We start from the raw sequence: 24,152 nt of genomic DNA, 5'->3' as shown, positions 1-24,152 counted from the left end.
CTTCCCTGTTTTCCTGGGAAGTACCTTTCGATGAACCTGAAAAATCTATTGGTGTTGGCGGTGGCATTGCTGATGTTTCCGCAAATCGCCCAAACCCTTTACAGCCCCGCACTCTCGGATATCGGCCAGGCCTTTGACGTGGGTCCGCATGTGGCGGCACAAACCTTGTCGGTCTACTTTCTGGCGTTCGCCCTGGGCGTGGTGGTCTGGGGACGCCTGTGTGATCGGTTCGGGCGGCGTCCGGTAATGCTCGCGGGGCTGACTCTGTATGTCGGTGCCACATGCCTTGCGTTGAGTGCCAAAGCGTTCAACGGGCTGCTGGTGGCCCAGGCCCTGGCGGCATTTGGCGCGGCGGTAGGCTCGGTGGTCACCCAAACCGTGCTGCGCGACCGTTTCAATGGTGCCGAACTGGCTCAGGTGTTTTCGGTGATGGGCATTGCCCTGGCGGCCAGTCCGGCGATTGGTTTGTTCGCCGGAGCAAACCTGGTGCAGCACTTTGGTTATCGCGGCATGCTCGGTTGTTTGCTGCTGCTGGCGTTGACGCTCTGGGTCTGGTGCCTGTGGGCTTTGCCGGAAACCCGTCCGGCCTCGTTGCCCACTGTGCCATTGCTGGGTACGTTGAGCCTGATGCTCAAGGACTTGGCGTTGTGGCGTTCGGTTTGTCTAGTAGCGGCCTTCAATATTGCGCTGTTCAGCTACTACAGCCTGGGGCCATTCATCTTTGAACGCCTGGGTTTGTCGGCCGAGCAATTTGGCTACAGCGGCATCCTCCTGGCGTTGGGCTCGGGGCTGGGGGCGTGGCTGAACAAATGGCTGCTCAAGCGTGGGGTCGGCGGTGAGCAGTTGGTCCTGGCGGCCGGTGCGGTGGCGCTGTTGGGCGGTATTCTGGTATTGGCACTGCGAGACCGTTGGTTGTTTGTGTTGCCGATGTTACTGGTGGTGATGGCTTTCGGCATGGCGATTCCCAATGTGCTGGGGGCGGCGCTGGTTGCTTATCGCGACCGCCTCGGCACGGCTGGGGCACTGTTCGGGTTGATGTATTACCTGGTGATCGGCGTCGGGTTGACAGTGGTGGCCTGGGTCCAGTCGTTGGAGTGGACCCTGGTGGCCTGCGCTGTGACGGCGTTATGCCTGGGGTTTTCCCTCCGTGCAACAGCCATCAAAAGTTGACCGATGCACTCAAGCGCGCCGTCAACGGTGCGCCCTGGAACAGATAGTCATCGCCCATGTACTCGCCCGCGTCGCGCCAGTAGCGCTTGTCGAACAGGTTGTCGACGCTCAGGCGAAACACCGTTTCATAGCCGTCGATGCGTGTGCTGTAGCGGCTGCCGACATTGACCACCGCGTAATCCCCCACCTCAACTTGCCCGGTGCGATTGGCGTACTTGCTGGCGCTGTATTGCACGCCACCGAGCACGGCCAGGCCATCAACCCAGGGCAGGGCGTAGTCGGCGTAGAGGCTGGCCCGCAGCTTGGGCACGTTGATCGCCTGATGGTCTTCGTACTCCGGCGTGCCACTGCCGCTGACGCGGGCGCGAATCGCCGCCACGCTGGCGGCAATCTGCAAGCGCGAGGTGGCCCAGCCGTTGGCGGACAATTCCAGGCCGGTATTTTTCTGTTCGCCCTGTTGGACGTAGGTGTAGTCGCCGGCTGCATCCGGCTTGGCGTATTGGTAGGCCTGGCGGGTCTGGAAAACGGCGGCGGCGAAGCTGATACGGCGCCAGTCGTATTTGACGCCGGCTTCGATTTGCCGGGAGACGGTTGGGGCGAGGGTTTCGAAACTGTTGAGGGCAAACCACGGTGCTTCGCCACCCAGGGACAGGCCCTTGCTGTAGCTGGTGTACAGCGACAGGTTTTCTATCGGCTTGTAGATCAGCGCCGCCTGAGGCAGGAATACATATTGCTGGGTATGGCGGGACTCGTTGCCGTCCTTGTCGTAGGCCTGTTCGTCGAGGCGCACTTCACGGCCGCCCAATACGGTCTGCCATTGCTCGTTGAAGCTGATGCGGTCGGTGACGAACAGCCCGTACTGGCGGCTGTCGAGGCGGCGGTGGCTGTCTTTCAGTGGGCCGTCGTAGCGGGTGAAGTTCTCAGGCTCCTGATTGATGTTGCCCGTGCCAATCCACTCATTGATCGGCTCACGTTTATCCACCACTCGCCGAAATGCGCTGCTACCAAACGTCAATTCGTGCCCCAGGCCACCGGTGTTGAACAACCCGGTCATTGCCGCCTGGATTTCGTCATTGCGTCGGGTGTCATCGGGGCTGCGGAAGTCGTAGATGCCGTAGTCGCCTTCCGGGCTGAAGTAATTACCGTTGCCGGCAGTATCGCCACCCCAGGCAAACGAACTGTAATCATCAATCACCACCTTGCTGCGGGCCGCGCTGACACTGCCTTTCCACTGATCGCTGAAGCGGTACTCGAACTTGCCATTGAGGTTCAGCGAATCGATGCCCACCTGCTTGGCGCCGCTCTGATGGCCCAGCAGCTTTTTCGGCGAAGCGTCGTGGGGCACTTCGGTACCGCCAAGCAACTGATACCCCGGCACCGAACGCTGCTCCTTGTTTTGATACTCCGCGTCCAGTTGCAGCACCGCGTCGGGGCTGATGTTCCAGTCAAACGCCAGGGACAGGAAATCCCGCTGACCATTGACGTGTTCGACATAGGAGTTGAGGTCTTCATGGGCGACGTTGGCTCGCAGGCCGAACTGCTGCTCGCTGCCAAACCAGCCACCGACATCGGTAGCGATATAGCCGCTGCCACGATCATCGGTGGACACCGTCACCGAACGCACATCTTCCGGGCGCTTGGTCACGTAGTTGATCACGCCGCTGGGCTCGGAAATCCCGCTTTGCAGGCCCGACAAACCCTTGAGTAATTCCACCCGCTGCTTGTTTTCCAGGGCGACGTTCTGCTCGCCGGTGATGGTGCGGCCATTGATTTTGTAGCTGCTGGCGGCGTTCAGGGAAAAACCGCGCACCACGAAATTTTCGTAATAGCCGATGGGCGCATAGCTTTCACCGACCGAGGCATCGTTGCGCAGCACTTCGCTGAGCAAGCGCGCCTGCTGATCCTTGATCAAGGATTCGTTGAACACCGCGATCGAGGAGGGCGTGTCCAGCAACGGCGCTTCGTCGAAACCGCCCACCGAGGCGGTGTCGTTCTGGTAGCCGGACGTGTCCTGCCCCTGGATTTTTACCGCTGGCAGCTCTATTTCAGCGGCCAGGCTGCTGCTTATGCCGCCGCTGAGCAGCAGGCCAAGGGTGAGCACATCAAGGGCAAAACGCGAGGTAACGGCAGGACGAAAACGCAAAACCATGGGGGAAGGCCTGAGAGCGCAGAGCGAAGGGCGCCTAAACTAGGCATAACGACGCTGGTTTACAAGTTTTCGACAATGGTTCGCTTTGGGATGAGCCCTTGAGACATCCCGTCTCAGGTCCCACGCCAATCAGCAAAGCCCTCGACGCCCAGCCCTTGCATCTGCGATAGACAAGTCTTCTGTCACCGTTAAAGGAGATCGTCATGAGCATCGCTGGAAAGGTTGCACTGGTAACCGGCGCCGGGCAGGGGATTGGCCGGGCCATCGCCCTGCGCCTGGCGGCGGACGGCGCCGACATTGCCTTGGTGGACATCAACAGCGCCAAGATCGAGGCGGTGGCGGCCGAGGTCGTGGCCCTTGGGCGTAAAGCGTCGGTGTTTGTCGCCGACGTCTCGCAACTGGAGCAAGTGGTCGCGGCGGTCGAACATGCCCACCAGACCCTGGGCGGCTTTGACATCATCGTCAACAATGCTGGGGTGGCACAGATTGACGCGTTGTTGGACGTGACGCCCGAGCAAGTCGACCGCACCCTGCGCATCAACGTCCAGGGCACACTCTGGGGGATTCAAGCCGCGGGCAAGAAATTCAAGGCGCTCAAGCAGAAGGGCAAAATCATCAATGCCTGCTCCATCGCCGGCCATGACGGCTTTGCCTTGCTCGGCGTGTACTCGGCCAGCAAGTTTGCTGTGCGTGCCTTGACCCAGGCTGCCGCCAAGGAACTGGCCAGCGATGGGATTACCGTCAACGCCTATTGCCCAGGCGTGGTGGGGACCGATATGTGGGTTGAGATCGACAAGCGGATGGCCGAGATTACCGGGGCCAAGGTGGGGGCGACGTATGACAAGTTTGTGAGCGGGATTGCCCTCGGGCGGGCAGAAACGCCAGAGGATGTGGCGGGGTTCGTTTCGTACCTGGCGGGGCCGGATTCTGACTACATGACCGGGCAGGCGCCGTTGATTGATGGCGGCATACTTTACCGCTGAGTCATTCCTCCTGTGGTGAACCTACACATCTTCTGAGCATTGATCCCCTTAGGAGCGGCATTGGGGAAAGCTCGCTCGCCACAGGAGGTTTTCTAAGCTTCAAAATCAGCGGCTTTTGATCAGTGTTTCCCGGGCATATCAATCCCCAGCTGATTGACCCGTCGATACAAGGTCGCCCGTGAAATTCCCAACGCCTGCGCTGTTGGCACTGGCTTCCAGCGATGACGAATCAATGCATCCAACACCAACTGCCGCTCAGGGCTGACACTCTCCTGCACCTGGGCCTGCGCATGCTCACCACGAATCTCCACCGGCAAATCCGCCACCTGAATCGTTGCCCCGTCACACACCGCACAGGCATAGGCCAGCACATGGCGCAATTGCCGAACGTTCCCTGGCCAGGCGTAACCCAGCAGCAATTCCAACGCCGCCGCGCCGATGCCCACCGACACGCCGCTATTGCGGGCTTCCTGCTCCAGCAGTTGATTGAGCAATGCCAGCTTGTCCGTACGCTCACGCAACGGCGGCAGGCAGAAGCGCGCGCAACCCAGGCGGAAGTACAGGTCCTCGCGAAAGGTTCCGCCGCTCACCAGCGCCGCCAGGTCGCGGTGGCTGGCGCAGATCACCTGGATATCCACAGCCTGGGTTTTCGCTGCGCCCAACGGCGCCACTTCGCCTTCGGCCATCACCCGCAGCAAGCGAGTTTGCAAGGCCAGCGGCATGTCGCCGATTTCATCGAGAAACAGCGTGCCGCCATCGGCCTGTAGCAACAGCCCGGTCACGCCCTTGGTCGACGCACCGGTAAAGGCGCCGGCCACGTAGCCGAATAGCTCGCTTTCAATCAGATTTTCCGGAATCGCTGCGCAATTGACCGCGACAAAAGGCCCGTCGCGCCGAGCACTGTGTTCATGCAACTGACGAGCGAAGACTTCCTTGCCTGCGCCGGTTTCGCCTTGCACCAGCACAGGCAGGTTGCGGTCCTTGACCCGCACAGCCAGGCGCAGGTGTTCTTCCATGCGGGGGTCGATCTGGCTATTGGCCGATACCAAGGCGCGCGGCGGTTTGCGCCGGGGCGCACTGACCCGCACCTGCAACGCTCCAGGTTCCCCCAGCCAGTGCAAGTGCTGCGAGGACTGAGCGGTGACCGCTCGCAAGGCGTCCAAGTTGAACACCTCGCCGATATGCTCCGGTACCTTGCCAAAGCGCAGGCGTAGGGCCTGGCGCGCCTTGCTGTTGAGGGCTTGCAGGCGGCCATCGTTATCCCAGGCCAGTAGCAGGTCCGGCTGGCTGTCGACATAACCGGGCGTGCTGTGGGCCTGCAATACCCAATGCTGGCGGGCGCTGTGCATAAAAAACGCGTTCTCGATGGCCCGCGCGCTTTGCGCCACCATCTGGCGCACCAGGTGTTGGCTACGCCGGTCATCCGGGGATTTGAGGGCCGAGGCGTCCATCACACCCAGCAGGTTGCCCTGGGGATCGAAGATCGGCGCGGCGGAGCAGGTCAGGCCGATGAAGGCGGCGCGAAAGTGATCGCGCTTATGCACGGTCACCGCAGCCTTGCTGGTCAGCACCGTGGCCACGCCGCAGGTGCCTTCCTCGGCTTCCGACCAACAGGTGCCCAGGTACAGGCCAGCCTTGCGGCAATCGGTGCGAATGGCGGCGTCGACCCGGTGGTCGATGGTCTGGCCCTGGGCATCGGTGAGCATCACGCAGTAGTCGGCATGGCGCACCCGGCTGTGGATCTGCCCGACTTCTTCACTGGCAATGCGCAGGAACAGTTCGGCGCGTTCGCGGCATTCCTTGAGCAGCGATTCGGTGAGGATGCGCGGCCCTTGCAGGGAACCGGGGTCGAGGTGGTGCTGCTCCATGGAGCGCCGCCAGGAATCGCAAATCAGCGACGGCACCGGAGCCTGGGGCAGGCGGTCGGCATTACGAACCACGCGACTGACGCAGTCGACATGGTCCTTGGAGTTCACGGCGAGCATTGAAGCCTCCGGTTCTCGGTCTTTGTTGTTATGCCCGCCATTAAGCGCGCAACGGTGGCAGGGGACAAGCGCGTACCGACCACAGGCCAGGCTGAGACGCAGCGTCTCACCGGGGCTGAGACAGCGCGGGCAGCTTGCAACGGCGCGTCTCATTCTGCGGGCATCAGGAGCGTCGGAACAACCGTCTGGCACTGCTCTGGGTCAAGGCTTTTCCAGGTTTTTGCGCAGCTTGGCACAGGCTGTGCTCAATGCCATGCAGCTGGCCTGATCCAGCCTTTTGTGTGTCGAGACAACCTGGAGAACAACAAGATGTCCACTCACCTGTCCACCGATCAATTGCTCCATGCCTACACCGTGATGCGCACCATCCGTGATTTTGAAGAACGCCTGCACGTTGAATTTGCCACCGGCGAGATCCCCGGTTTCGTCCACTTGTATGCCGGGCAGGAAGCCTGTGCCGCCGGGGTCATGGCCCACCTTAACGATGAAGATTGCATTGCCTCCAACCACCGTGGCCACGGCCATTGCATCGCCAAGGGCGTGGATGTGTTTGGCATGATGGCCGAAATCTATGGAAAAAAAACCGGCGTCTGCGGCGGCAAGGGCGGCTCCATGCACATCGCCGATCAGGAGAAGGGCATGCTCGGCGCCAACGGCATTGTAGGTGCCGGTGCGCCGCTGGCAGCAGGCGCGGCCCTGGCGGCCAAGCTCAAGGGCAGCCAGGGCGTGGCCGTGGCGTTTTTTGGCGACGGCGGCTCCAACGAAGGTGCGGTGTTTGAAGCCATGAACCTGGCCTCGATCATGAACCTGCCGTGTCTGTTCGTTGCCGAGAACAACGGCTATGCCGAAGCCACCGCGTCCGGCTGGTCGGTGGCCTGCAAGGACATCGCCGACCGCGCCGTGGGTTTCGGCATGCCGGGGGTGATCGTCGACGGCAATGATTTTTTCGCCGTACACCAAGTCCTTGGGGTGGCCGTTGAGCGGGCGCGCAGTGGCAGCGGACCGACCTTGGTGGAGGTTAAGTTGGGCCGCTACTACGGCCATTTTGAGGGCGACGCGCAGACCTACCGTGGCCCCGATGAAGTCAAAAACCTGCGGGAAACCCGAGACTGCCTGACTCTGTTTCGCCAGCGCTGCATGGCCGAAGGCTGGCTCGATGCCGGGCAGTTCGAGCGTATCAATCTTGAGGTCGCCCAGTTGATCGAAGATGCCGTGCGCCTGGCCAAGTCCGACCCCAAGCCCCAGGCCGCCGACCTGCTCAGTGATGTCTACGTCGCTTACCGCTAGAACCCACCCATTACAAAAACAATCCGTGGAGATTTCATCATGGCTAGAAAAATCAGCTATCAGCAGGCAATCAACGAAGCCCTGGCCCAGGAAATGCGCCGCGACCAGAGCGTGTTCATCATCGGTCAGGACGTCTCCGGCGGCACTGGAGCGCCTGGTGAACAGGACGCCTGGGGCGGTGTGCTCGGCGTCACCAAGGGCCTGTACCCGGAGTTTCCCGACCGCGTGCTGGACGCGCCGCTGTCGGAGGTCGGTTATGTCGGCATGGCGGTGGGTGCTGCCACCCGTGGCATGCGACCGGTGTGCGAATTGATGTTCGTCGACTTTATCGGCTGCTGCCTGGACCAGTTGCTCAACCAGGCTGCGAAGTTTCGCTACATGTTCGGCGGCAAGACCACTACGCCCCTGGTGGTCCGCGCGATGTACGGCGCCGGCCTGCGCGCCGCTGCCCAGCACTCGCAAATGCTCACCTCGATGTGGACCCACATCCCTGGCCTTAAAGTGGTGTGCCCGGCCACGCCCTATGACGCCAAGGGCATGCTGATCCAGGCGATCCGCGACAACGACCCGGTGATTTTCCTCGAACACAAAATGCTCTACAGCCTCCAGGGTGAAGTGCCAGAAGAGCTGTACACCGTGCCCTTTGGTGAAGCCAACTTTCTGCGCGAAGGCAACGACGTGACCCTGGTGACTTACGGGCGCATGGTTCACATCGCCATGGAAGCGGCGGCCAACCTGGCCCGCCAGGGCATCGACTGCGAAGTGCTGGACTTGCGCACCACCAGCCCGCTGGATGAAGACAGCATCCTTGAAAGCGTGGAGAAAACCGGGCGCCTGGTGGTGATCGATGAGTCCAATCCACGCTGCTCCATTGCCACCGACATCAGCGCCTTGGTGGCGCAGCGGGCGTTCGCGTCCCTGCGGGCACCCATCGAAATGGTCACTGCGCCCCATACGCCGGTGCCGTTCTCCGATGCTCTGGAAGACTTGTATATCCCCAACGCGGCGAAGATCGAAGCGGCGGTGTTGAAGATCGCTGACAAGAGGAACGCTGTATGAGCCAGATCCATACACTGACCATGCCCAAGTGGGGGTTGTCGATGACCGAAGGCCGGGTGGATGTCTGGCTCAAGCGGGAAGGCGAGCGAGTCGAGAAGGGCGAGGAAGTGCTGGATGTTGAGACTGACAAGATTTCCAGCAGCGTCGAGGCGCCGTTCAGCGGGGTGTTGCGCAGGGTGTTGGCGAAGACTGACGAAACCTTGCCAGTGGGCGCACTGTTGGCGATTGTGGTGGAGGGCGAGGCCAGTGAGGTCGAGATTGACGCAGTGATCGAGGCATTCCAGGCCGGATTTGTCTCGACTGCCGAGCAAGCCGAAGCTTCAGGTCCGTCAGCGCAGAAGGTCGAAGTGGGCGGGCGCTTGCTGCGTTATCTGGACCTCGGTGAAGACGGTACGCCACTGGTGCTGGTCCATGGTTTTGGTGGCGACCTGAACAACTGGCTGTTCAACCACCCGGCGTTGGCCAGCGAACGGCGGGTGATTGCCCTGGACCTGCCGGGGCATGGCGAGTCAGGCAAGGCCCTGCAAAACGGCAACCTGGGCGAGTTGAGCGAAGCCGTGCTGGCATTGCTTGATCACTTGAACATCGAACGGGTCCATTTGGCCGGGCATTCCATGGGCGGGCTGGTGTGCCTCGACATTGCCCGTCAGGCACCCCGGCGAGTGGCGTCCCTGACCTTGATCGCCAGTGCCGGCCTGGGCACTGAGATCAACGGCGACTACCTGCAAGGTTTCACCGAGGCGAACAACCGCAATGCTCTCAAACCGCAGTTGATCCAACTGTTCAGCGACCCGGAGCTGGTCAATCGACAGATGTTGGAGGACATGCTCAAGTTCAAGCGGCTGGAAGGCGTGGATCAGGCGCTGCGGCAAATCATCGGGCAGTTGTTCAGCGGTGGCCGGCAGTTGATGGATTTGCGCAATGTGGTGGGGCAACAGCTGAGCCTGGTGATCTGGGGTAGTGACGACGCAATTATTCCAGCAAGCCATGCCCAGGGGTTGGAGGCCCTGGTGGAGATCCTGCCGGGGCAGGGGCATATGGTGCAGTTGGAAGCGGCGGAGCGGGTTAATGAGTTGATGGCGGCGTTTCTCAAAACCCAAGGCTAGTAGAGAAAAAAGGGGTTCGCCTGCGATGGCCATCGCAGGTAAACCACGCACATGGATAGCATGTCACCGAAGTTTCTGGTGGCGCTTCAGAGTCTCGCTGGGCAACTCCTGGAACAACGCCTGATAACTATTGGAAAACCGCCCCAAATGCCAAAACGACCATTTCATTGCCACCTCGGTCACGGTCGTCTCCACTGACGGCGGATTCAATAGTTCCCGCCGCGCACTGTTCAGCCGCCGCAGTCTCAACCATTGCGCCGGGTTTATTCCGGTGTAGGACTTGAACCCGTTTTGCAACTGGCGCAACGGCACCCCGGCAATGCGCGCCAGCTCCATCAGGTTGACGGTTTCATCCGGCATATCCGCCGCCCATTCACCGATCCGCGCCATGATGATTCGCTCTTCGGTACGGCGCTGAAACGAACCCTTGTCCAGGCATACGCAAGCGTTATCGAGAATGAACAGGCAATCGTCCAGCAACTGCTGAGTCAGGGCATCGCAGCTGGGCGCATCGATTACTTGTGACAAGCGAGTGAGCGTTGTGCTGAGCCAGCGACTGAACAGGGCGTTTTGCAGCGAATTAAGCGGGGCCATGAACAGCCCTTCCAGTTTCGCAACGTCCAGGGCATGCCTCTGGACAAACTGCGGGCCAAATACCACCGCCACTTCACGGTAGTTCTCTGGCGTGATCCAGATGTTGCGGCTTTCGCCATTGAGCATATACAGCGCGTTGTCGCTGCCATCGAAGCAGAACGCCAACGAACCTGGCGGCGCGTTGAAACTCTGCTCCACCCGCGTGTTCATCCGCTCTTCGTACACATGGACCCCTTGCAGGTCGAGATAGCGAATATGCCCGGCAAAATGCCCCGGGGACATCTGCTGATACTGCTGCACCCAGCCGGGTGTCGCACTGCATTGGGCGGCCACATCACCGGTGGTGAAGGCCTGTACGCGCAAAGCTGTTGCCTGTGTCATGGGTAACCTGGGCGCACTCTAATGGTGCGTTATGGTTGGCGAAAAGTGGATAGATGCTGTCGAGAGGCGGGTTCAAGATAGACCTCAACGCGCTGCGGGGGAAGTGGGCCATTGGAGCCTGATCGAACTGCCGGCGCTTTTCAAACCTAGACCGAGGTCTTTATGCACACCCCCTTCGATCAGCTGTCCGACTGGTTGAAAGAACACAAGATTATCAAAGTCGAATGCGTGATCAGTGACCTTACTGGCATCGCACGCGGCAAGTTTGCACCCACCAACAAGTTCCTGCATGAGCGAGGCATGCGCCTGTCGGAAAGTGTCTTGTTGCAAACGGTCACCGGGGACTTTGTCGACGACGACATCTACTACGACCTGCTGGACCCGGCCGGTATCGACATGATCTGCCGCCCGGTATCCAACGCCACCTACGTCGTGCCGTGGGCCATTGAGCCCACTGCCATCGTCATTCACGACACCTTCGACAAGCACGGCAACCCCATCGAACTGTCGCCGCGCAACGTGCTGAAAAAGGTCTTGCAGCTCTACACCGACCGGGGCTGGCAGCCGATTGTCGCACCGGAAATGGAGTTCTACCTGACCCAGCGCTGCGAAGACCCGGACCTGCCGCTGAAAACCCCACTAGGCCGCTCAGGTCGCGCGGAAAGCGGCCGCCAGTCGTTTTCCATCGACGCCGCCAACGAATTTGATCCGCTGTTCGAAGACGTCTACGACTGGTGCGAAGCCCAGGGCCTGGACATCGACACGCTGATCCACGAAGACGGCCCGGCGCAGATGGAAATCAACTTCCGCCACGGCGACGCCCTCGACCTGGCAGACCAGATCACCGTGTTCAAGCGCACCCTGCGCGAAGCGGCGCTCAAGCACAACGTCACCGCGACCTTCATGGCCAAGCCGGTGGCCGACGAGCCTGGCAGCGCCATGCACCTGCACCAGAGTGTGGTGGATATCGCCACCGGCAAGCCGGTGTTTGTCGATGGTGACGGCAAGATGAGCCAGTTGTTTTTGCACTACATCGGCGGCTTACAGACGTACATCCCCAAGCTGCTGCCGATGTTTGCGCCGAATGTGAACTCGTTTCGCCGCTTCCTGCCGGAGACGTCGGCGCCGGTCAACGTCGAGTGGGGCGAAGAAAATCGCACCGTCGGCCTGCGCGTGCCCACTTCCAGCCCCGACGCCATGCGCGTGGAAAACCGCCTGCCGGGAGCCGACGCCAACCCGTACCTGGCCATCGCCGCGAGCCTGTTGTGCGGCTACCTGGGGATGATCGAAAAGATCGAGCCGAGCGCCCCAGTGCAAGGCCGAGCCTACGAGCGGCGCAGTTTTCGCCTGCCGATCACCCTCGAAGACGCCCTGACCAAGATGGAAGAGTGCGAAACCATCAAGCAGTACCTGGGCGACAAGTTTGTCCGTGGCTACGTCGCGGTCAAGCGTGCCGAACACGAGAATTTCAAGCGGGTGATCAGTTCCTGGGAGCGCGAGTTTTTGTTGCTGAGCGTCTAACGCACTAAACACGCCTCGACAGCTTGTCGTCGAGGGTGGGCGATTACATAACAATAAAATCATGCAAAGGGGTGTCGATATGCGTCGTGTGAAAAAGCTTCTTCCACTGGCCTTGGCGGTGTTGTTCAGCGCTACGAGCCAGGCCGCGCCGACGGTCAGCGTCTACAACTGGACCGACTACATCGGCGAGACCACCCTGGTCGACTTCCAGGCCAAGACCTCGATCAAGGTGATCTACGACGTGTTCGACTCCAATGAAACCCTGGAGGGAAAACTGCTGGCGGGCCGCACCGGCTATGACGTAGTGGTGCCATCCAACCACTTTTTGGCGCGCCAGGTACAAGCAGGGGCGTTTCTGAAACTGGATCGCTCGCAGTTGCCAAACTACAAGAATCTGGACCCCAAACTGCTCACGCTGCTGGAGAAAAACGACTCGGGCAACGCGCATTCGGTGCCGTATCTGTGGGGCACAAACGGCATTGGCTATAACGTCGACAAGGTCAAGCAGGTGCTGGGCATCGACCATATCGATTCCTGGGCGGTGTTGTTTGAACCCGAGAACCTGAAGAAGCTCCACCAGTGCGGCGTGGCTGTACTGGACTCGGCGGATGAAGTGTTCCCGGCGATCCTCAACTACATGGGCATGGACCCGCTCAGTGAGAATTCTGAAGACTACAAAAAGGCCGAAGCCAAGCTGTTGACTCTGCGGCCGTACATCACCTATTTCCATTCATCCAAGTACATCTCCGACCTGGCCAACGGCGACATCTGCGTGGCCTTCGGTTACTCCGGCGACGTGTTCCAGGCCGCCAACCGTGCCAAGGAAGCCAACAACGGCGTCAACATTGCCTATTCGATTCCTAAGGAAGGCAGCAACCTGTGGTTCGACCTGCTGGCCATTCCGGCAGACGCCGCCAACCCGAAAGAAGCCCACGCCTTTATCAATTACCTGCTGGACCCGCAGGTGATTGCGAAGGTCAGCGCCTCCGTCGGCTATGCCAACCCGAATCCTGCAGCCAAGGCCTTTATGGACCCGCAATTGGTGAACAATCCTGAGGTGTACCCGCCCCAGGAAGTGCTCGACAAACTCTACATTTCGACCACCCCAAGCCCGGCGATCATGCGCGTGATGACTCGCAGTTGGAGCAAAGTGAAGTCCAATCAATGAATCTCTCGTCTTCAGACCACGCCCGGTCCTACTACCTGGCTTCGGCCAACGCCATGCCCCGGCATCCATCACTGGACGCTGACCTGAGCGCCGATGTCTGCGTGATCGGCGGTGGTTTTACCGGGGTCAACACCGCCATTGAGTTGGCTCAGCGCGGACTTTCGGTGATCCTGCTGGAAGCCCGGCGCATCGGCTGGGGCGCCAGCGGGCGCAACGGCGGGCAGTTGATACGCGGAATCGGCCATGACGTCTCCGGCTTTGCCCGCTATGTGGGCGAGGAGGGCGTGCGTTACCTGCAACAGGCGGGAATCGATTCGGTGGCGCTGGTGGGCGAGCGCATCCGCGAACACGCCATAGACTGCGACTTGCGCTGGGGCTTTTGCGAACTGGCCAACACGCCAGCGCAGTTCGCGGCGTTTCAGGGTGAGCTGGAGAGTTTGGCAACCTTGGGTTATGCCCATGAAACCCGGCTGGTGGGACCGCAGGATATACAGCAGGTGGTGGGTTCGGGTTTGTATGCCGGTGGCCTGGTGGATATGGGCTCAGGACACCTGCATCCGCTGAACCTGGTCGTGGGGGAGGCCCGCGTCGCTGCATCCCTTGGTGTGCGAATCTTCGAAAACACCCCGGTGCTGGAATTGATCCATGGCGATACGGTGCAGGTGCGTTGTGAGTTTGGCACCGTGCGCGCGGGCAGCCTGGTGCTGGCGTGCAATGCGCATCTGGAAGACCTGGAGCCGCGCTTGAGTGGCAAGGTGCTTCCCGCTGGCAGCTATATCATCGCTACCGAACCGTTATCGATTGAAGTAGCTAGCCAGTTGATCCCGCAGAACCTGGCGTTGTGTGACCAGAAGGTCGGGCTCGATTACTACCGGCTTTCGGCAGATCGCCGTTTGTTGTTTGGTGGTGCCTGTCATTACTCCGGTCGTGACCCGGTAGATATTGCCGCTTACATGCGGCCGAAGATGCTCAAGGTCTTCCCGCAACTGGCCAGCACCGCCATTGAGTTCCAGTGGGGCGGCAAGATCGGCATCACCGCCAATCGGTTTCCCCAGGTGGGGCGGCTCAGCCAATACCCCAATGTGTTCTACGCCCAGGGCTATAGCGGCCATGGCCTTAACGTTACTCATTGGTGCGCGCGGTTGTTGGCCGAAGGCATTCACGCCGGGCACAGCCAGGGCCTGGATATTTTCAGCCGGGTGCCACACATGACCTTCCCCGGCGGCAAGGCGTTGCGCTCGCCACTGCTGGCGCTGGGGATGTTGTGGTATCGGCTGCGGGAGATGTTGCATTGATCGTCGAGCCCGAGTGCGGATAAAGCGCAGCGCGATTGGATCCATTTACGGTATAACCCCTCGGTCGCTTTGTTCTCCCGAGGCCCCGCATTTCATGCAAAACCCTTTGCAACGCCCGCTGTGGCAGGTCTACCTGATCTTTCTGGCACCGATGGTGCTGTCCAATTTCCTGCAGAGTTTTTCCGGCACCCTCAACGGCATTTATGTCGGGCAAATGCTCGGCACCCAGGCGTTGGCGGCGGTATCGGGGATGTTTCCCATCGTGTTCTTTTTTATCGCCCTGGTGATCGGCCTGGGGGCGGGCGCCTCGGTGCTGATCGGCCAGGCCTGGGGGGCGCAGGAGACGGGCCTGGTGAAGTCGATCACCGGTGCCACCTTGACGCTGGGTGCGTTGATCGGGGTGATCGCGGCGGTGTTGGGCAGCCTGTTCGCCCGCCCGGCGATGCAGGCCCTGGGCACGCCGGCGGATGTGCTGGACGACGCGGTCGGCTATGCACAGATTATGATGTTGATCATGCCGCTGCTGTTGGTGTTTATCCTCTACACCCAGTTGCTGCGGGGGGTGAGCGACACGGTGTCGCCGTTGTTGGCATTGGTGGTGTCGACACTGGTGGGCCTGCTGCTGACCCCAGCGCTGATTCGCGGCTGGATCGGCTTGCCGCCCATGGGTATTCAGAGCGCGGTGTGGGCCGGGCTGGTAGGCAACGCCCTGGCCATGTTGTTTCTGGTGCTGCGCCTGCGCCACAAAAAGCACGTTATGGCGCCAGATCGCGAACTGCTCAAGGCCTTGCGCCTGGACCGGGCGATCCTCGGCAAGGTCTTGCGCATCGGCTTGCCCACTGGCTTGCAGATGGTAGTGCTGTCGCTGTCGGAGCTGGTAATCCTGGCGCTGGTCAACAGCCATGGTTCCCAAGCCACGGCGGCTTATGGCGCGGTGACGCAGATCGTCAACTATGTGCAATTTCCGGCGCTGTCGATTGCCATCACGGCCTCGATCCTCGGCGCCCAGGCCATTGGTGCGGGACGCCTGGAACGCATCGGGCCGATCTTGCGCACGGGGCTTTTGATCAACACTTGCCTGACGGGCGGGTTGATTGTGCTGGGCTATGTGTTGTCCCACTGGTTGCTGGGGCTGTTCATCACCGACAACGAAGCGCGGATCAAGGCCGAGCACCTGCTGCACATCATGCTCTGGAGCATCCTGGTGTTCGGCTTCCAGGCGGTGGTGGGCGGGATCATGCGCGCCAGTGGCGTGGTGTTGATGCCGGTGGCGATCTCGATTTTCTGCGTGCTGGGGGTGGAGTTGCCGGTGGCGTATCTGCTCAATGCGCGGTTTGGGCTGGAAGGGGTGTGGATGGCATTTCCGGTGACGTATTTGACGATGTTGGCGTTGCAGACGGCGTATTACCGGTTGGTTTGGCGGCATAAGCAGATTAAGCGGTTGGTTTGAATGGCCTGGGCGACGGGAAGCAATTGCTCCGCTTAATAGGAAGCATTACTATTCGCGCCCCGCCTACCCAGTGCATCCCGATGACTCCTCAGCCGCCCCGCAGAACAGGCTTTTTCGAGCACTACGAAGAGTTGATCGGGACCTGGACGCGCCGCCTGAGAAACCGTCAGCAGGCCGAGGACCTGGCCCACGATACCTTCGTGCGGGTACTTGAGTCCAAATCGACCCAGGTCGAGCAGCCTCGCGCCTATCTGCATCAGACCGCGCGCAATATCGCCGTTGATGCCTATCGTCGCGAGGACCGGCGGGAGGCGATGGCGTTGCAAGCCTTTGATCAGAGTTCGCCCCCCAGCGGCGACCCGGAGCACTTCATGCACGCGATCCAGTTGGCGGCCTCCATCGAGCGGGCCTTGGCCGAGTTGCCGCTTAATTGCCGCAAGATTTTCATCTGGCAAAAGATCGAAGGGCTGACCCAGCAGGAAATCGCCGAGCGCCTGGGGCTTTCTAAAAACATGGTGGAAAAGTATATGATCCGCACCCTGCGGCATCTGCGCGAGCGCCTGGACGCGATAGCCCCATGACCCATGCCCGTTTTGAAACAGGACCTTCCATGATGGATGCCCGTGAGTGTGCCGGCGGCAGTGCGACGACCCGAGACGAGGCTGCGCAATGGTTCGTGCGTCTGCAGGACAGCCCGTTGAGCACCGAGGAGCGCAGCCGTTTCGACGCCTGGCGTGAGGAAAGCCCTGAGCATCAGTACGAATTTGACGTGTTGCAAGGGCTGTGGAGCGCCACTGATTTGTTGCCCAAGGATCGGTTACAGGCGTTGTGCGATACGCCTCCGGCATGTACCAAGCGCCGCCCGTTGCTGCGTTATGCGGTGGCGGCCAGTGTGTTGGCGCTCGCCGTTGGCCTTGGGCTGTTTAGCGGCTTGAATCATCCGCAGGCTTATGAGGCCCAATTCAGTACAACCCTGGGTGAGCGCCGTCAGGTCGCGTTGCCGGACGGTTCGCTGATGGACTTGAACAGTCGCAGCGTGGTGATCGTGCATTACGAAAAGGGCCAGCGCGGCATTGAACTCAAGCAGGGCGAAGCGATGTTCAGTGTCGAGCACGACAGCAGTCGGCCCTTTGTGGTCAAGGCCGGAGCAGGGCAGGTGACGGTCACCGGTACCCGTTTCGACGTGCGCCGCGATGAGGATCAGACCCGCGTAGTGGTCGAGGCCGGTACGGTCAAGGTGCAGGGCCGATCCCCGGAGCATCTCGTCACGCTGACGGCAGGCCGGGGCACGGCGATTGATGGCCAGGGGCTGGTGGCGGCGGCTTACGCCGTCAATCCAGAAGAACTCACAGCCTGGCGCACGGGCAAGCTGGTGTTCAACAACGCGACCCTCGGTGAAGTGGCCCGGGAAGTCTCCCGCTACCGTGAGCAACCGCTTCGGGTCAGCACGGCGGCGAGCACTCTGCGCCTGACCAGCGTGTTCAAATCCAACGACACCGACGCGTTGCTCAAGGCCTTGCCGCACATATTGCCGGTGGCCCTGCGCACACTTCCCGACGGCAGCCAGGAAATAATTTCACGCTAGATTCAGGTTTTTTCCGAGTTCTTCGTCTTCTTGTCCAACTGCAACTGGTTTGCATTAACAGACGCACTCTCTTGCGATCACAGGACTAGGTTCGACGTGAAAAAACTCGCCGTGAAAAACAATAAATTGTTCCGTTGGGTTCCACTGGCCCTGGCTCTTGCGGTCAGTGCCGCGATCCCGGCGGCCTACGCTGACGACGCCATTCATATCCAGGCTCAACCCTTGAGTTCGGCGCTGAGCCAGCTGGGGCAGCAAACTTCCCTGCAAGTGTTTTTCAGCCCTGACATGGTGGCCGGCAAGCAAGCGCCTGCAGTGGACGGCAACCTGTCGCCAGAACAAGCCTTGCGCCAATTGCTGCAAGGCAGCGGCCTGGACTACCAGATTGATTCCGGGTCGGTGACGCTGCGCCCGTTGTCCGGTGGCACCGGTGAAGCCGGTTCGCCCCTGGAACTGGGCGCCACCGACATCAAGGTGGTCGGCGACTGGCTGGGCGATGCCAATGCCGAAGTGGTGCAAAACCACCCCGGCGCGCGAACGGTGATCCGCCGCGAAGCCATGGTGGAGCAGGGCGCGATGAACGTCGGTGACGTGCTGCGGCGCGTGCCGGGTGTGCAGGTGCAGGAGTCCAACGGTACCGGTGGCAGCGATATTTCCCTCAACGTCGGCGTGCGCGGCCTGACGTCGCGCCTGTCGCCACGATCCACGGTGCTGATCGACGGCGTACCGGCGGCCTTTGCTCCGTATGGTCAGCCTCAGCTGTCGATGGCGCCGATTTCCGCCGGCAACCTGGACAGCATCGACGTGGTGCGCGGCGCCGGTTCCGTACGTTATGGGCCACAGAACGTCGGCGGCGTGATCAACTTCGTGACCCGCGCGATCCCCGAGAAGTTCTCCGGGGAAGTCGGCACCACCCTGCAAACTTCCGCTCACGGCGGCTGGAAGCATGTGGAAAACGCCTTTATCGGTGGCACGGCCGACAACGGCATCGGTGCAGCGCTGCTGTACTCCGGAGTCAACGGCAACGGTTATCGCAACAGCAACAACGCCAACGACATCGACGATGTGATCTTCAAGACCCATTGGGCGCCGACCGATCAAGACGACTTCTCGCTGAATTTTCACTACTACGATGCCAGTGCCGACATGCCCGGCGGCCTGACCCAGAAGCAGTTCGACGCCAACCCGTATCAATCGGTGCGTGACTGGGACAACTTCAGTGGCCGGCGCAAAGATGTGTCCTTCAAATACATCCGGCAGATCGACGACCGCACTCAGGCCGAAGTGCTGACCTATTACTCGGACAGTTTCCGTGGCAGCAACATCGCTAACCGCGACCTGAAAGCCCTCAGTTCCTACCCACGCACCTACTACACCTTCGGCATCGAGCCACGGGTGTCCCATGTCTTTGACCTTGGCCCCACCACCCAGGAAGCCAGCATCGGTTATCGCTACCTGAAAGAAGGCATGCACGAGCAGGCCACCAGCTTGGCACTGGTCAACAACCTGCCCACGCCGGTCGGCCAGAATGACGGCCATGTCTACCAGGACCGCACCGGTGGCACCGAGGCCAACTCATTTTATATCGATGACAAGATCGACGTGGGCAAATGGACCATCACGCCGGGCATTCGCTTCGAAAGCATTCGCACCGAATGGCATGACCGCCCGGTAGTGGCGCTGAACGGCACCACGGTCCAGGAGAAACGTCGCCAGATCAAAAACAATGAACCGCTGCCGGCACTGAGCGTGATGTACCACCTCTCCGATGCCTGGAAACTGTTCGCCAACTACGAAACGTCTTTTGGCAGCCTGCAATACTTTCAGCTCGGCCAGGGCGGTAACGGCGACCAGACTGCCAACGGCCTGCAACCGGAAAAAGCCAAGACCTACGAGATCGGTACGCGCTACAACGACAACGTCTGGGGCGGCGAAGTGACGCTGTTCTACATCGACTTCTCTGATGAGCTTCAATACGTCAGCAACGACGTGGGCTGGACCAACCTCGGTGCCACCAAACACACCGGTATCGAGGCCTCGGCCCATTACGACCTGGCGAACCTGGACCCGCGCCTGGAAGGCCTGACCGCCAATGCCGGCATCACCTACACCAAGGCCACCTCCGAGGGCGATGTGCCGTTCAAGGGCCGTGACCTGCCGCTGTACTCCCGAGAAGTGGCGACCCTGGGGCTGCGTTACGACGTCAACCACTGGACCCACAACCTCGACGTCTACGCCCAGTCCGGTCAGCGTGCGCCGGGTACTACCAGTACCTACGTCACCCAGCCCACCGCTGACGGTCAGTACGGTGATATCCCAGGCTACGTGTCGGTCAACGTGCGCAGCGGCTACGACTTCGGTGCGCAACTGTCGAACCTGAAACTGGGCGTCGGTGTGAAAAACGTCTTCGACCAGCAGCACTACACCCGTTCCAGTGATAACAATGCCGGGCTTTACCTGGGCGAACCGCGCACGTTCTTTGTGCAGGCCAGCGTAGGTTTCTAAGTACCCGCTCAAGCAGACTCTTACAGAATGCGCAATGCAGGTCTGTGGGAGTCTATTTAGCTTGATAGAGGACGTTGGGCCTTTCCAATCGGTTCCATACTCGACATTGAGTCGGCGTGATGACTAGGTGATTCAAGTGGGTAGGACTATTCCTGCCAATGAGTATTGGCTGATTATTATCTGACGGCGCAATAAGGACTGTTAACAGATTTATATCGGATTTTTCCCTCAGCCAATAACGCATAAAAAACATATCGAGGAACCAACTCTGCTGGCTTGCCACATAACGTGTACTTGCTGGCGCCCGGACGTCGGCAGGTGGTGTGCTTTCACAAACTGAGCAGAGGGTTTCACATGACATATGCACAAACTGAGTTTCGCAGTAGTAACGGAGTGATTGTGTCCATTTCTGCCGGTCTAAAGCCTGATCCTCAACAGGCGATGTCCGGCATGCAAAGCACCTGTTGCCCGCGACAGCATTCAGGGTATCAATCGACACAGGCTCCGTTTGTATTCAACGGAGGGGGTGCGCCGCAAGGGCTTCAATTCTTTGAATCGCAACGCCAGAACCAGGTTTTTGGCTCCCCGAATATGAGGGACTTCACAAGTTCGAACTCATTCCAGGCACCGGGCAATAACGCTGCGCCCTCTTATGGCCAGGCACAGGCTTCCTATACGAACCCGCTCCAGCGGCTCTATATGAATATGATGAATTTTTTCATGCAGATGATGGGTCAACCTCCTATGGGTGGGGGCGGCCCAGGTTGGGGTGGAGGCATGCCCGCCCAGCCGGGGAATGGCTGTGGGCCCGGAGTTTTCCCGCAGCCTTTGCCGGATCCGGGGTATTGCCCGCCGCCATCCTACGGGCAACCCCCCAGGAATGAGTTCTCCCAGCAGTCTGATGCGAGTCTTGCCCAAGCACTGCAAAACAGCTTTGGCACGTTCGAAGATCCGAAACGACGTGGATATATCTCTGAAAAATCACTCAAGGCGATTGCTGATCGTCCATATCCTTCCGGTAATTTCTCGCAGGATCGTGACACTCTGCTGGCTCAAGAGTACTTGATGCGTCCCAATCTTCTCGGGCTTTCAGATAAACACTCTGAAACCGGAAAGTATGACGGGCTTATTGATCGAAAAAATCTACAGATTGCAGTAGATAAGTCCAAGGGTAATAGCAATCCGTATTACGGTTACGGAGTAACAACGTCGTCTTTGCCAGGCTAAAGCCAAGTAGTTTTCGCCCACACCATTCATAGATATTGAAGTCGTAATAACCTGCCTTGGGCAACTGACAACTGCATCTGGATAAACTTGAGGTGTCTTGTCAGCTTTGCTCAATGGGCAGGAACCATTTTCGCTGGTTTGCCACACAGACTTTGCTTGTCCCGCATTAATAGACGACCTGTTCTCGGATATTACGGTTGTCAGGGTCAAGGCATTGCAATCCCAATATGTGGAGTGAATCATGACTATCAACGGTATCAACCCCGGCGGCACACTATCTTTCGTACCGCCGCATATTAAGGCCATACTTGGTTCGGAGCAGCGCGCAGCCCCCGTGGCATTCGGTGGCACGGGTTACACTCGTCCGGGAATGGATGTCCGAGCGCTTGGCGCACCTGGTCAGGTCACTGCTTATGCCGCCCCTTTGCAGTTTCCAGGCATGTCTGCCCCCCAGACCCGTCACGTGGACTTTCAGAACATCCATGGCGGGATGCAGACTTCTGGAAATCCCTACGTCAGCTCGTCGGACAGCCTGTTGGCGACTGCATTCAAGAACAACTTCTCAGAGCTGGATAAATTTAAAAAAGATGGCAAATTGACCCAGTCCTCCCTGCAGAAAATCGCTGCTGAAAAAATGGGCGAGAGTGAAGGGCAGGACCGCAACATCATGCTGGCCAAGGCGATCCTCAATCGTCCGCGCTTGAACGAAGCGATCCTTGGCAATGGTGGCAAAATCACCGAGAAAAGCCTTGCCGAGGCGGCTGACAGCCTGGTGGGCAACACCGACCCCAATACGCAGAGCGCTGATCCGTTTCATTCAATGAGCAACGCCCAACTCGTCAAGGCGTTTAGAGGCGTATTTGATGATTTGAGGGACAAGTCAGAAGACCGGTCATTCTTTTTCGAAAAACACCGCTACGTGAATAAAGACAAGCTCATAGAGATGAGCAAGGACCCTGACGAAGTCGACAAGAGCGCGAATGTGGTCCTCGATCCAGCGAATGGGTTGCCCAAGAAAAAATACAGCGAACAACAGGTTTACATGGCAAAGAACCTGGTTGAACGTCCTGGCTTGCTGGCCTCGTTGGACAGCACCAAAGCCAACGGTACCAATATTTTTGGCAGCCACAATGACGATGGCTGGCTAAAGAACTACAGCATTGATCGCTGGCTGAAGAACGACAAGAAAGAAAAGGACATGTGACACATCCTCTCATCGGTGCTTGAGACGCCTCGAAGCATCTCAAGCGCTGAGCTGTCAAACCCGCAGGATTTTTCCGCTGACTGCCACACCCATCAGCAACAGCGCAATCAACAGAAACGCCGTGCTCAAGCTACTGCCATGAGCGACAAATCCGATCAATGCCGGTCCGGCGAGGATGCCCGCGTAACCCAGCGTGGTGATGGCCGGCACGGCGATATGTTCAGGCATGACATTCTGCTTGCCGACGGCGGTGTACAACACCGGCACGATATTGGAGGCTCCTGCCCCTACCAGCGCATAGCCGAGCAATGCCATTGCCCAGTCGGAGGAAAAGGTGGCAAGTAGCATGCCGAGGGCCGCAAGAGCCCCGCCAAGAATGATGACCTTGGTGGCGCCCAGACGACGGACGATGGCATCTCCCGTCAGGCGCCCCGCAGTCATGGTCAAGGCGAATGCGGCATAACCGAGCCCCGCATAAGCCTCGTCCAGACCGCGTTCGGCGCTGAGGAATACCGCACTCCAATCCAGCACTGCGCCTTCGGCGAGAAACACGATAAAACACAGGCAACCGATAAACAGCACTACGCCATGGGGAATGGCAAAGGCTGGCCCCGAGCTTTCACTGCCGTAGGGCAACAAGTGTGGCGCCGCCTTGAGCAGCGCTACCACCATGATCACGATGACCACCAGGATTGCCTGCAGCGGCGACAAGCCCAACCCCAGCAATCCGCTCACACCCGCCGCACCGACAATACCGCCCAGGCTGAACAGCCCGTGGAAGCCTGACATCATGGTTTTGCCACTGGCTCGCTCGACGATCACCGCTTGCAGGTTGACCGTGGAATCCACGGTGCCAAGGCCGGCGCCAAACAGAAACAGCGAAGCCATCAGCAGTGGGATCGAACTGACAGTGGCCAGCAGTGGCAGGGCCAGGCAGATCAAAATCGTCCCGCCAATCAACACTCGCCGGCAACCGAACCGTGACGCCAGGGCACCTGCGGCCGGCATGGCGATGATTGAGCCTACCCCCAGACACAGGAGTAACAAACCGAGGGTGCCTTCATCGAGCTGGGCGCGGGCCTTGGCGTAAGGCACCAGCGGCGCCCAGGCGGCAATGCTGAAGCCTGCGATGAAAAAGGCGATGCGGGTCGACATTTGTTCCAACCGCCCGGGGAGCACGGGTGCTGGGGTGCTGATGGCGGTCATGAAAATCCTTGGCTTTGCGTTCAACGACGATGTGCAGCGCAACATCCTTGCATATCAGGCCGTATCGAGCGAGCAGGGTTCCCCCGGTTTGCCGGGACAGGGGGCAATGGATCTTTATTTTTATAGGGATGGAACACTATTCAGCTTCCCAGCCACTCATGTATCACTGATCTGTATGGCACTTACCCGCTTGTTGTATGAGGTCATCTGGAAGGTGCGTAATCCGCTTGGGAACTGGTGAACCCCGGGCTTCTTGCAGTGGATTACCACCTTCCAGATG

General features: G+C 59.7%; 19 protein-coding genes. 15 read left to right on the top strand and 4 right to left on the bottom strand.

All coding sequences use genetic code 11. The features are described from left to right. The first annotated feature begins 30 nt into the window (after window positions 1–30). Window positions 31–1,170, top strand: coding sequence for an MFS transporter (locus ACZRJ6_RS17705; protein ID WP_463969302.1), 1,140 nt, complete (start codon window positions 31–33; stop codon window positions 1,168–1,170). Here ACZRJ6_RS17705 and ACZRJ6_RS17700 read toward each other — a convergent pair. Then, window positions 1,160–3,319, bottom strand: coding sequence for a TonB-dependent siderophore receptor (locus tag ACZRJ6_RS17700; RefSeq protein WP_463969303.1), 2,160 nt, complete (start codon window positions 3,317–3,319; stop codon window positions 1,160–1,162). The two genes, ACZRJ6_RS17705 and ACZRJ6_RS17700, sit on opposite strands and share 11 nt — an antisense overlap. 203 nt (window positions 3,320–3,522) lie before the next feature. Between ACZRJ6_RS17700 and ACZRJ6_RS17695 the strand changes: the two genes are divergently transcribed. Continuing rightward, window positions 3,523–4,302 (top strand): acetoin reductase, encoded by a 780-nt coding sequence (locus ACZRJ6_RS17695; RefSeq protein ID WP_463969304.1) that lies wholly within the window; start codon window positions 3,523–3,525, stop codon window positions 4,300–4,302. 119 nt (window positions 4,303–4,421) lie between these two features. Here ACZRJ6_RS17695 and ACZRJ6_RS17690 read toward each other — a convergent pair whose 3' ends face one another. Next, window positions 4,422–6,287, bottom strand: a complete 1,866-nt coding sequence (locus ACZRJ6_RS17690) for a sigma-54-dependent Fis family transcriptional regulator (protein ID WP_463969305.1) — start codon at window positions 6,285–6,287, stop codon at window positions 4,422–4,424. 309 nt (window positions 6,288–6,596) lie between these two features. On the opposite strand from ACZRJ6_RS17690, the gene ACZRJ6_RS17685 reads away from it, so the two are divergent. From ACZRJ6_RS17685 to ACZRJ6_RS17675, 3 genes are read left to right on the top strand one after another with little or no spacing between them, the layout of a single operon-like run. Continuing rightward, the gene (locus tag ACZRJ6_RS17685) at window positions 6,597–7,574 is read left to right on the top strand and encodes a thiamine pyrophosphate-dependent dehydrogenase E1 component subunit alpha (RefSeq protein ID WP_463969306.1); all 978 of its coding nucleotides are present in this window, start codon (window positions 6,597–6,599) and stop codon (window positions 7,572–7,574) included. Window positions 7,575–7,613: 39 nt separating this feature from the next. Further along, a complete protein-coding gene (locus tag ACZRJ6_RS17680) occupies window positions 7,614–8,633 on the top strand; it encodes an alpha-ketoacid dehydrogenase subunit beta (protein ID WP_463969307.1) in 1,020 nt (339 codons plus the stop codon). Then, window positions 8,630–9,739, top strand: coding sequence for an acetoin dehydrogenase dihydrolipoyllysine-residue acetyltransferase subunit (locus ACZRJ6_RS17675; protein WP_463969308.1), 1,110 nt, complete (start codon window positions 8,630–8,632; stop codon window positions 9,737–9,739). Before ACZRJ6_RS17680 ends, ACZRJ6_RS17675 begins: the two co-directional genes overlap by 4 nt. 63 nt (window positions 9,740–9,802) lie before the next feature. On the opposite strand, the gene ACZRJ6_RS17670 is transcribed toward ACZRJ6_RS17675, so the two are convergent. Continuing rightward, the gene (locus tag ACZRJ6_RS17670; protein WP_463969309.1) at window positions 9,803–10,714 is read right to left on the bottom strand and encodes a helix-turn-helix domain-containing protein; all 912 of its coding nucleotides are present in this window, start codon (window positions 10,712–10,714) and stop codon (window positions 9,803–9,805) included. Between the two features lie 162 nt (window positions 10,715–10,876). On the opposite strand from ACZRJ6_RS17670, the gene ACZRJ6_RS17665 reads away from it, so the two are divergent. The 9 genes from ACZRJ6_RS17665 to ACZRJ6_RS17625 all read left to right on the top strand — a co-directional run bounded on the left by ACZRJ6_RS17665 (window position 10,877) and on the right by ACZRJ6_RS17625 (window position 22,666). Then, window positions 10,877–12,235 carry a glutamine synthetase family protein gene (locus ACZRJ6_RS17665; protein ID WP_463969310.1) on the top strand — a complete coding sequence of 453 codons (1,359 nt, stop codon included), beginning with the start codon at window positions 10,877–10,879 and terminating at the stop codon, window positions 12,233–12,235. Between the two features lie 79 nt (window positions 12,236–12,314). Then, window positions 12,315–13,403: a polyamine ABC transporter substrate-binding protein gene (locus ACZRJ6_RS17660; protein ID WP_463969311.1), complete on the top strand. Its 1,089-nt coding sequence runs from the start codon at window positions 12,315–12,317 to the stop codon at window positions 13,401–13,403. Next, window positions 13,400–14,698 (top strand): NAD(P)/FAD-dependent oxidoreductase, encoded by a 1,299-nt coding sequence (locus ACZRJ6_RS17655; protein WP_463969312.1) that lies wholly within the window; start codon window positions 13,400–13,402, stop codon window positions 14,696–14,698. The genes ACZRJ6_RS17660 and ACZRJ6_RS17655 overlap by 4 nt, the downstream gene beginning before the upstream one ends. 94 nt (window positions 14,699–14,792) lie before the next feature. Next, complete coding sequence (locus ACZRJ6_RS17650) at window positions 14,793–16,148, top strand: MATE family efflux transporter (RefSeq protein WP_463969313.1); 1,356 nt, start codon at window positions 14,793–14,795, stop codon at window positions 16,146–16,148. A gap of 80 nt (window positions 16,149–16,228) precedes the next feature. After that, window positions 16,229–16,729 carry a sigma-70 family RNA polymerase sigma factor gene (locus ACZRJ6_RS17645; protein WP_149413147.1) on the top strand — a complete coding sequence of 167 codons (501 nt, stop codon included), beginning with the start codon at window positions 16,229–16,231 and terminating at the stop codon, window positions 16,727–16,729. Window positions 16,730–16,761: 32 nt separating this feature from the next. After that, entirely contained in the window at window positions 16,762–17,733 is a 972-nt protein-coding gene (locus ACZRJ6_RS17640; RefSeq protein WP_463969593.1) for a FecR family protein, read from the top strand. Window positions 17,734–17,829: 96 nt separating this feature from the next. Then, window positions 17,830–20,235 (top strand): TonB-dependent siderophore receptor, encoded by a 2,406-nt coding sequence (locus ACZRJ6_RS17635; RefSeq protein ID WP_463969314.1) that lies wholly within the window; start codon window positions 17,830–17,832, stop codon window positions 20,233–20,235. Window positions 20,236–20,589: 354 nt separating this feature from the next. Further along, window positions 20,590–21,462, top strand: coding sequence for a hypothetical protein (locus tag ACZRJ6_RS17630; protein ID WP_463969315.1), 873 nt, complete (start codon window positions 20,590–20,592; stop codon window positions 21,460–21,462). 241 nt (window positions 21,463–21,703) lie between these two features. Further along, complete coding sequence (locus ACZRJ6_RS17625) at window positions 21,704–22,666, top strand: hypothetical protein (protein WP_463969316.1); 963 nt, start codon at window positions 21,704–21,706, stop codon at window positions 22,664–22,666. A 54-nt stretch (window positions 22,667–22,720) separates the two neighbouring features. Here the strand turns inward: ACZRJ6_RS17625 and ACZRJ6_RS17620 are convergent, their stop codons facing one another. Beyond that, complete coding sequence (locus ACZRJ6_RS17620; protein WP_463969317.1) at window positions 22,721–23,872, bottom strand: MFS transporter; 1,152 nt, start codon at window positions 23,870–23,872, stop codon at window positions 22,721–22,723. On the opposite strand from ACZRJ6_RS17620, the gene ACZRJ6_RS17615 reads away from it, so the two are divergent. Then, the gene (locus ACZRJ6_RS17615; protein ID WP_463969318.1) at window positions 23,862–24,113 is read left to right on the top strand and encodes a hypothetical protein; all 252 of its coding nucleotides are present in this window, start codon (window positions 23,862–23,864) and stop codon (window positions 24,111–24,113) included. The two genes, ACZRJ6_RS17620 and ACZRJ6_RS17615, sit on opposite strands and share 11 nt — an antisense overlap. The last annotated feature ends 39 nt before the right edge of the window (window positions 24,114–24,152 follow it).

The organism is Pseudomonas sp. C321 (assembly GCF_055407105.1).
This window is presented reverse-complemented; position numbering and strand designations above follow the sequence as displayed.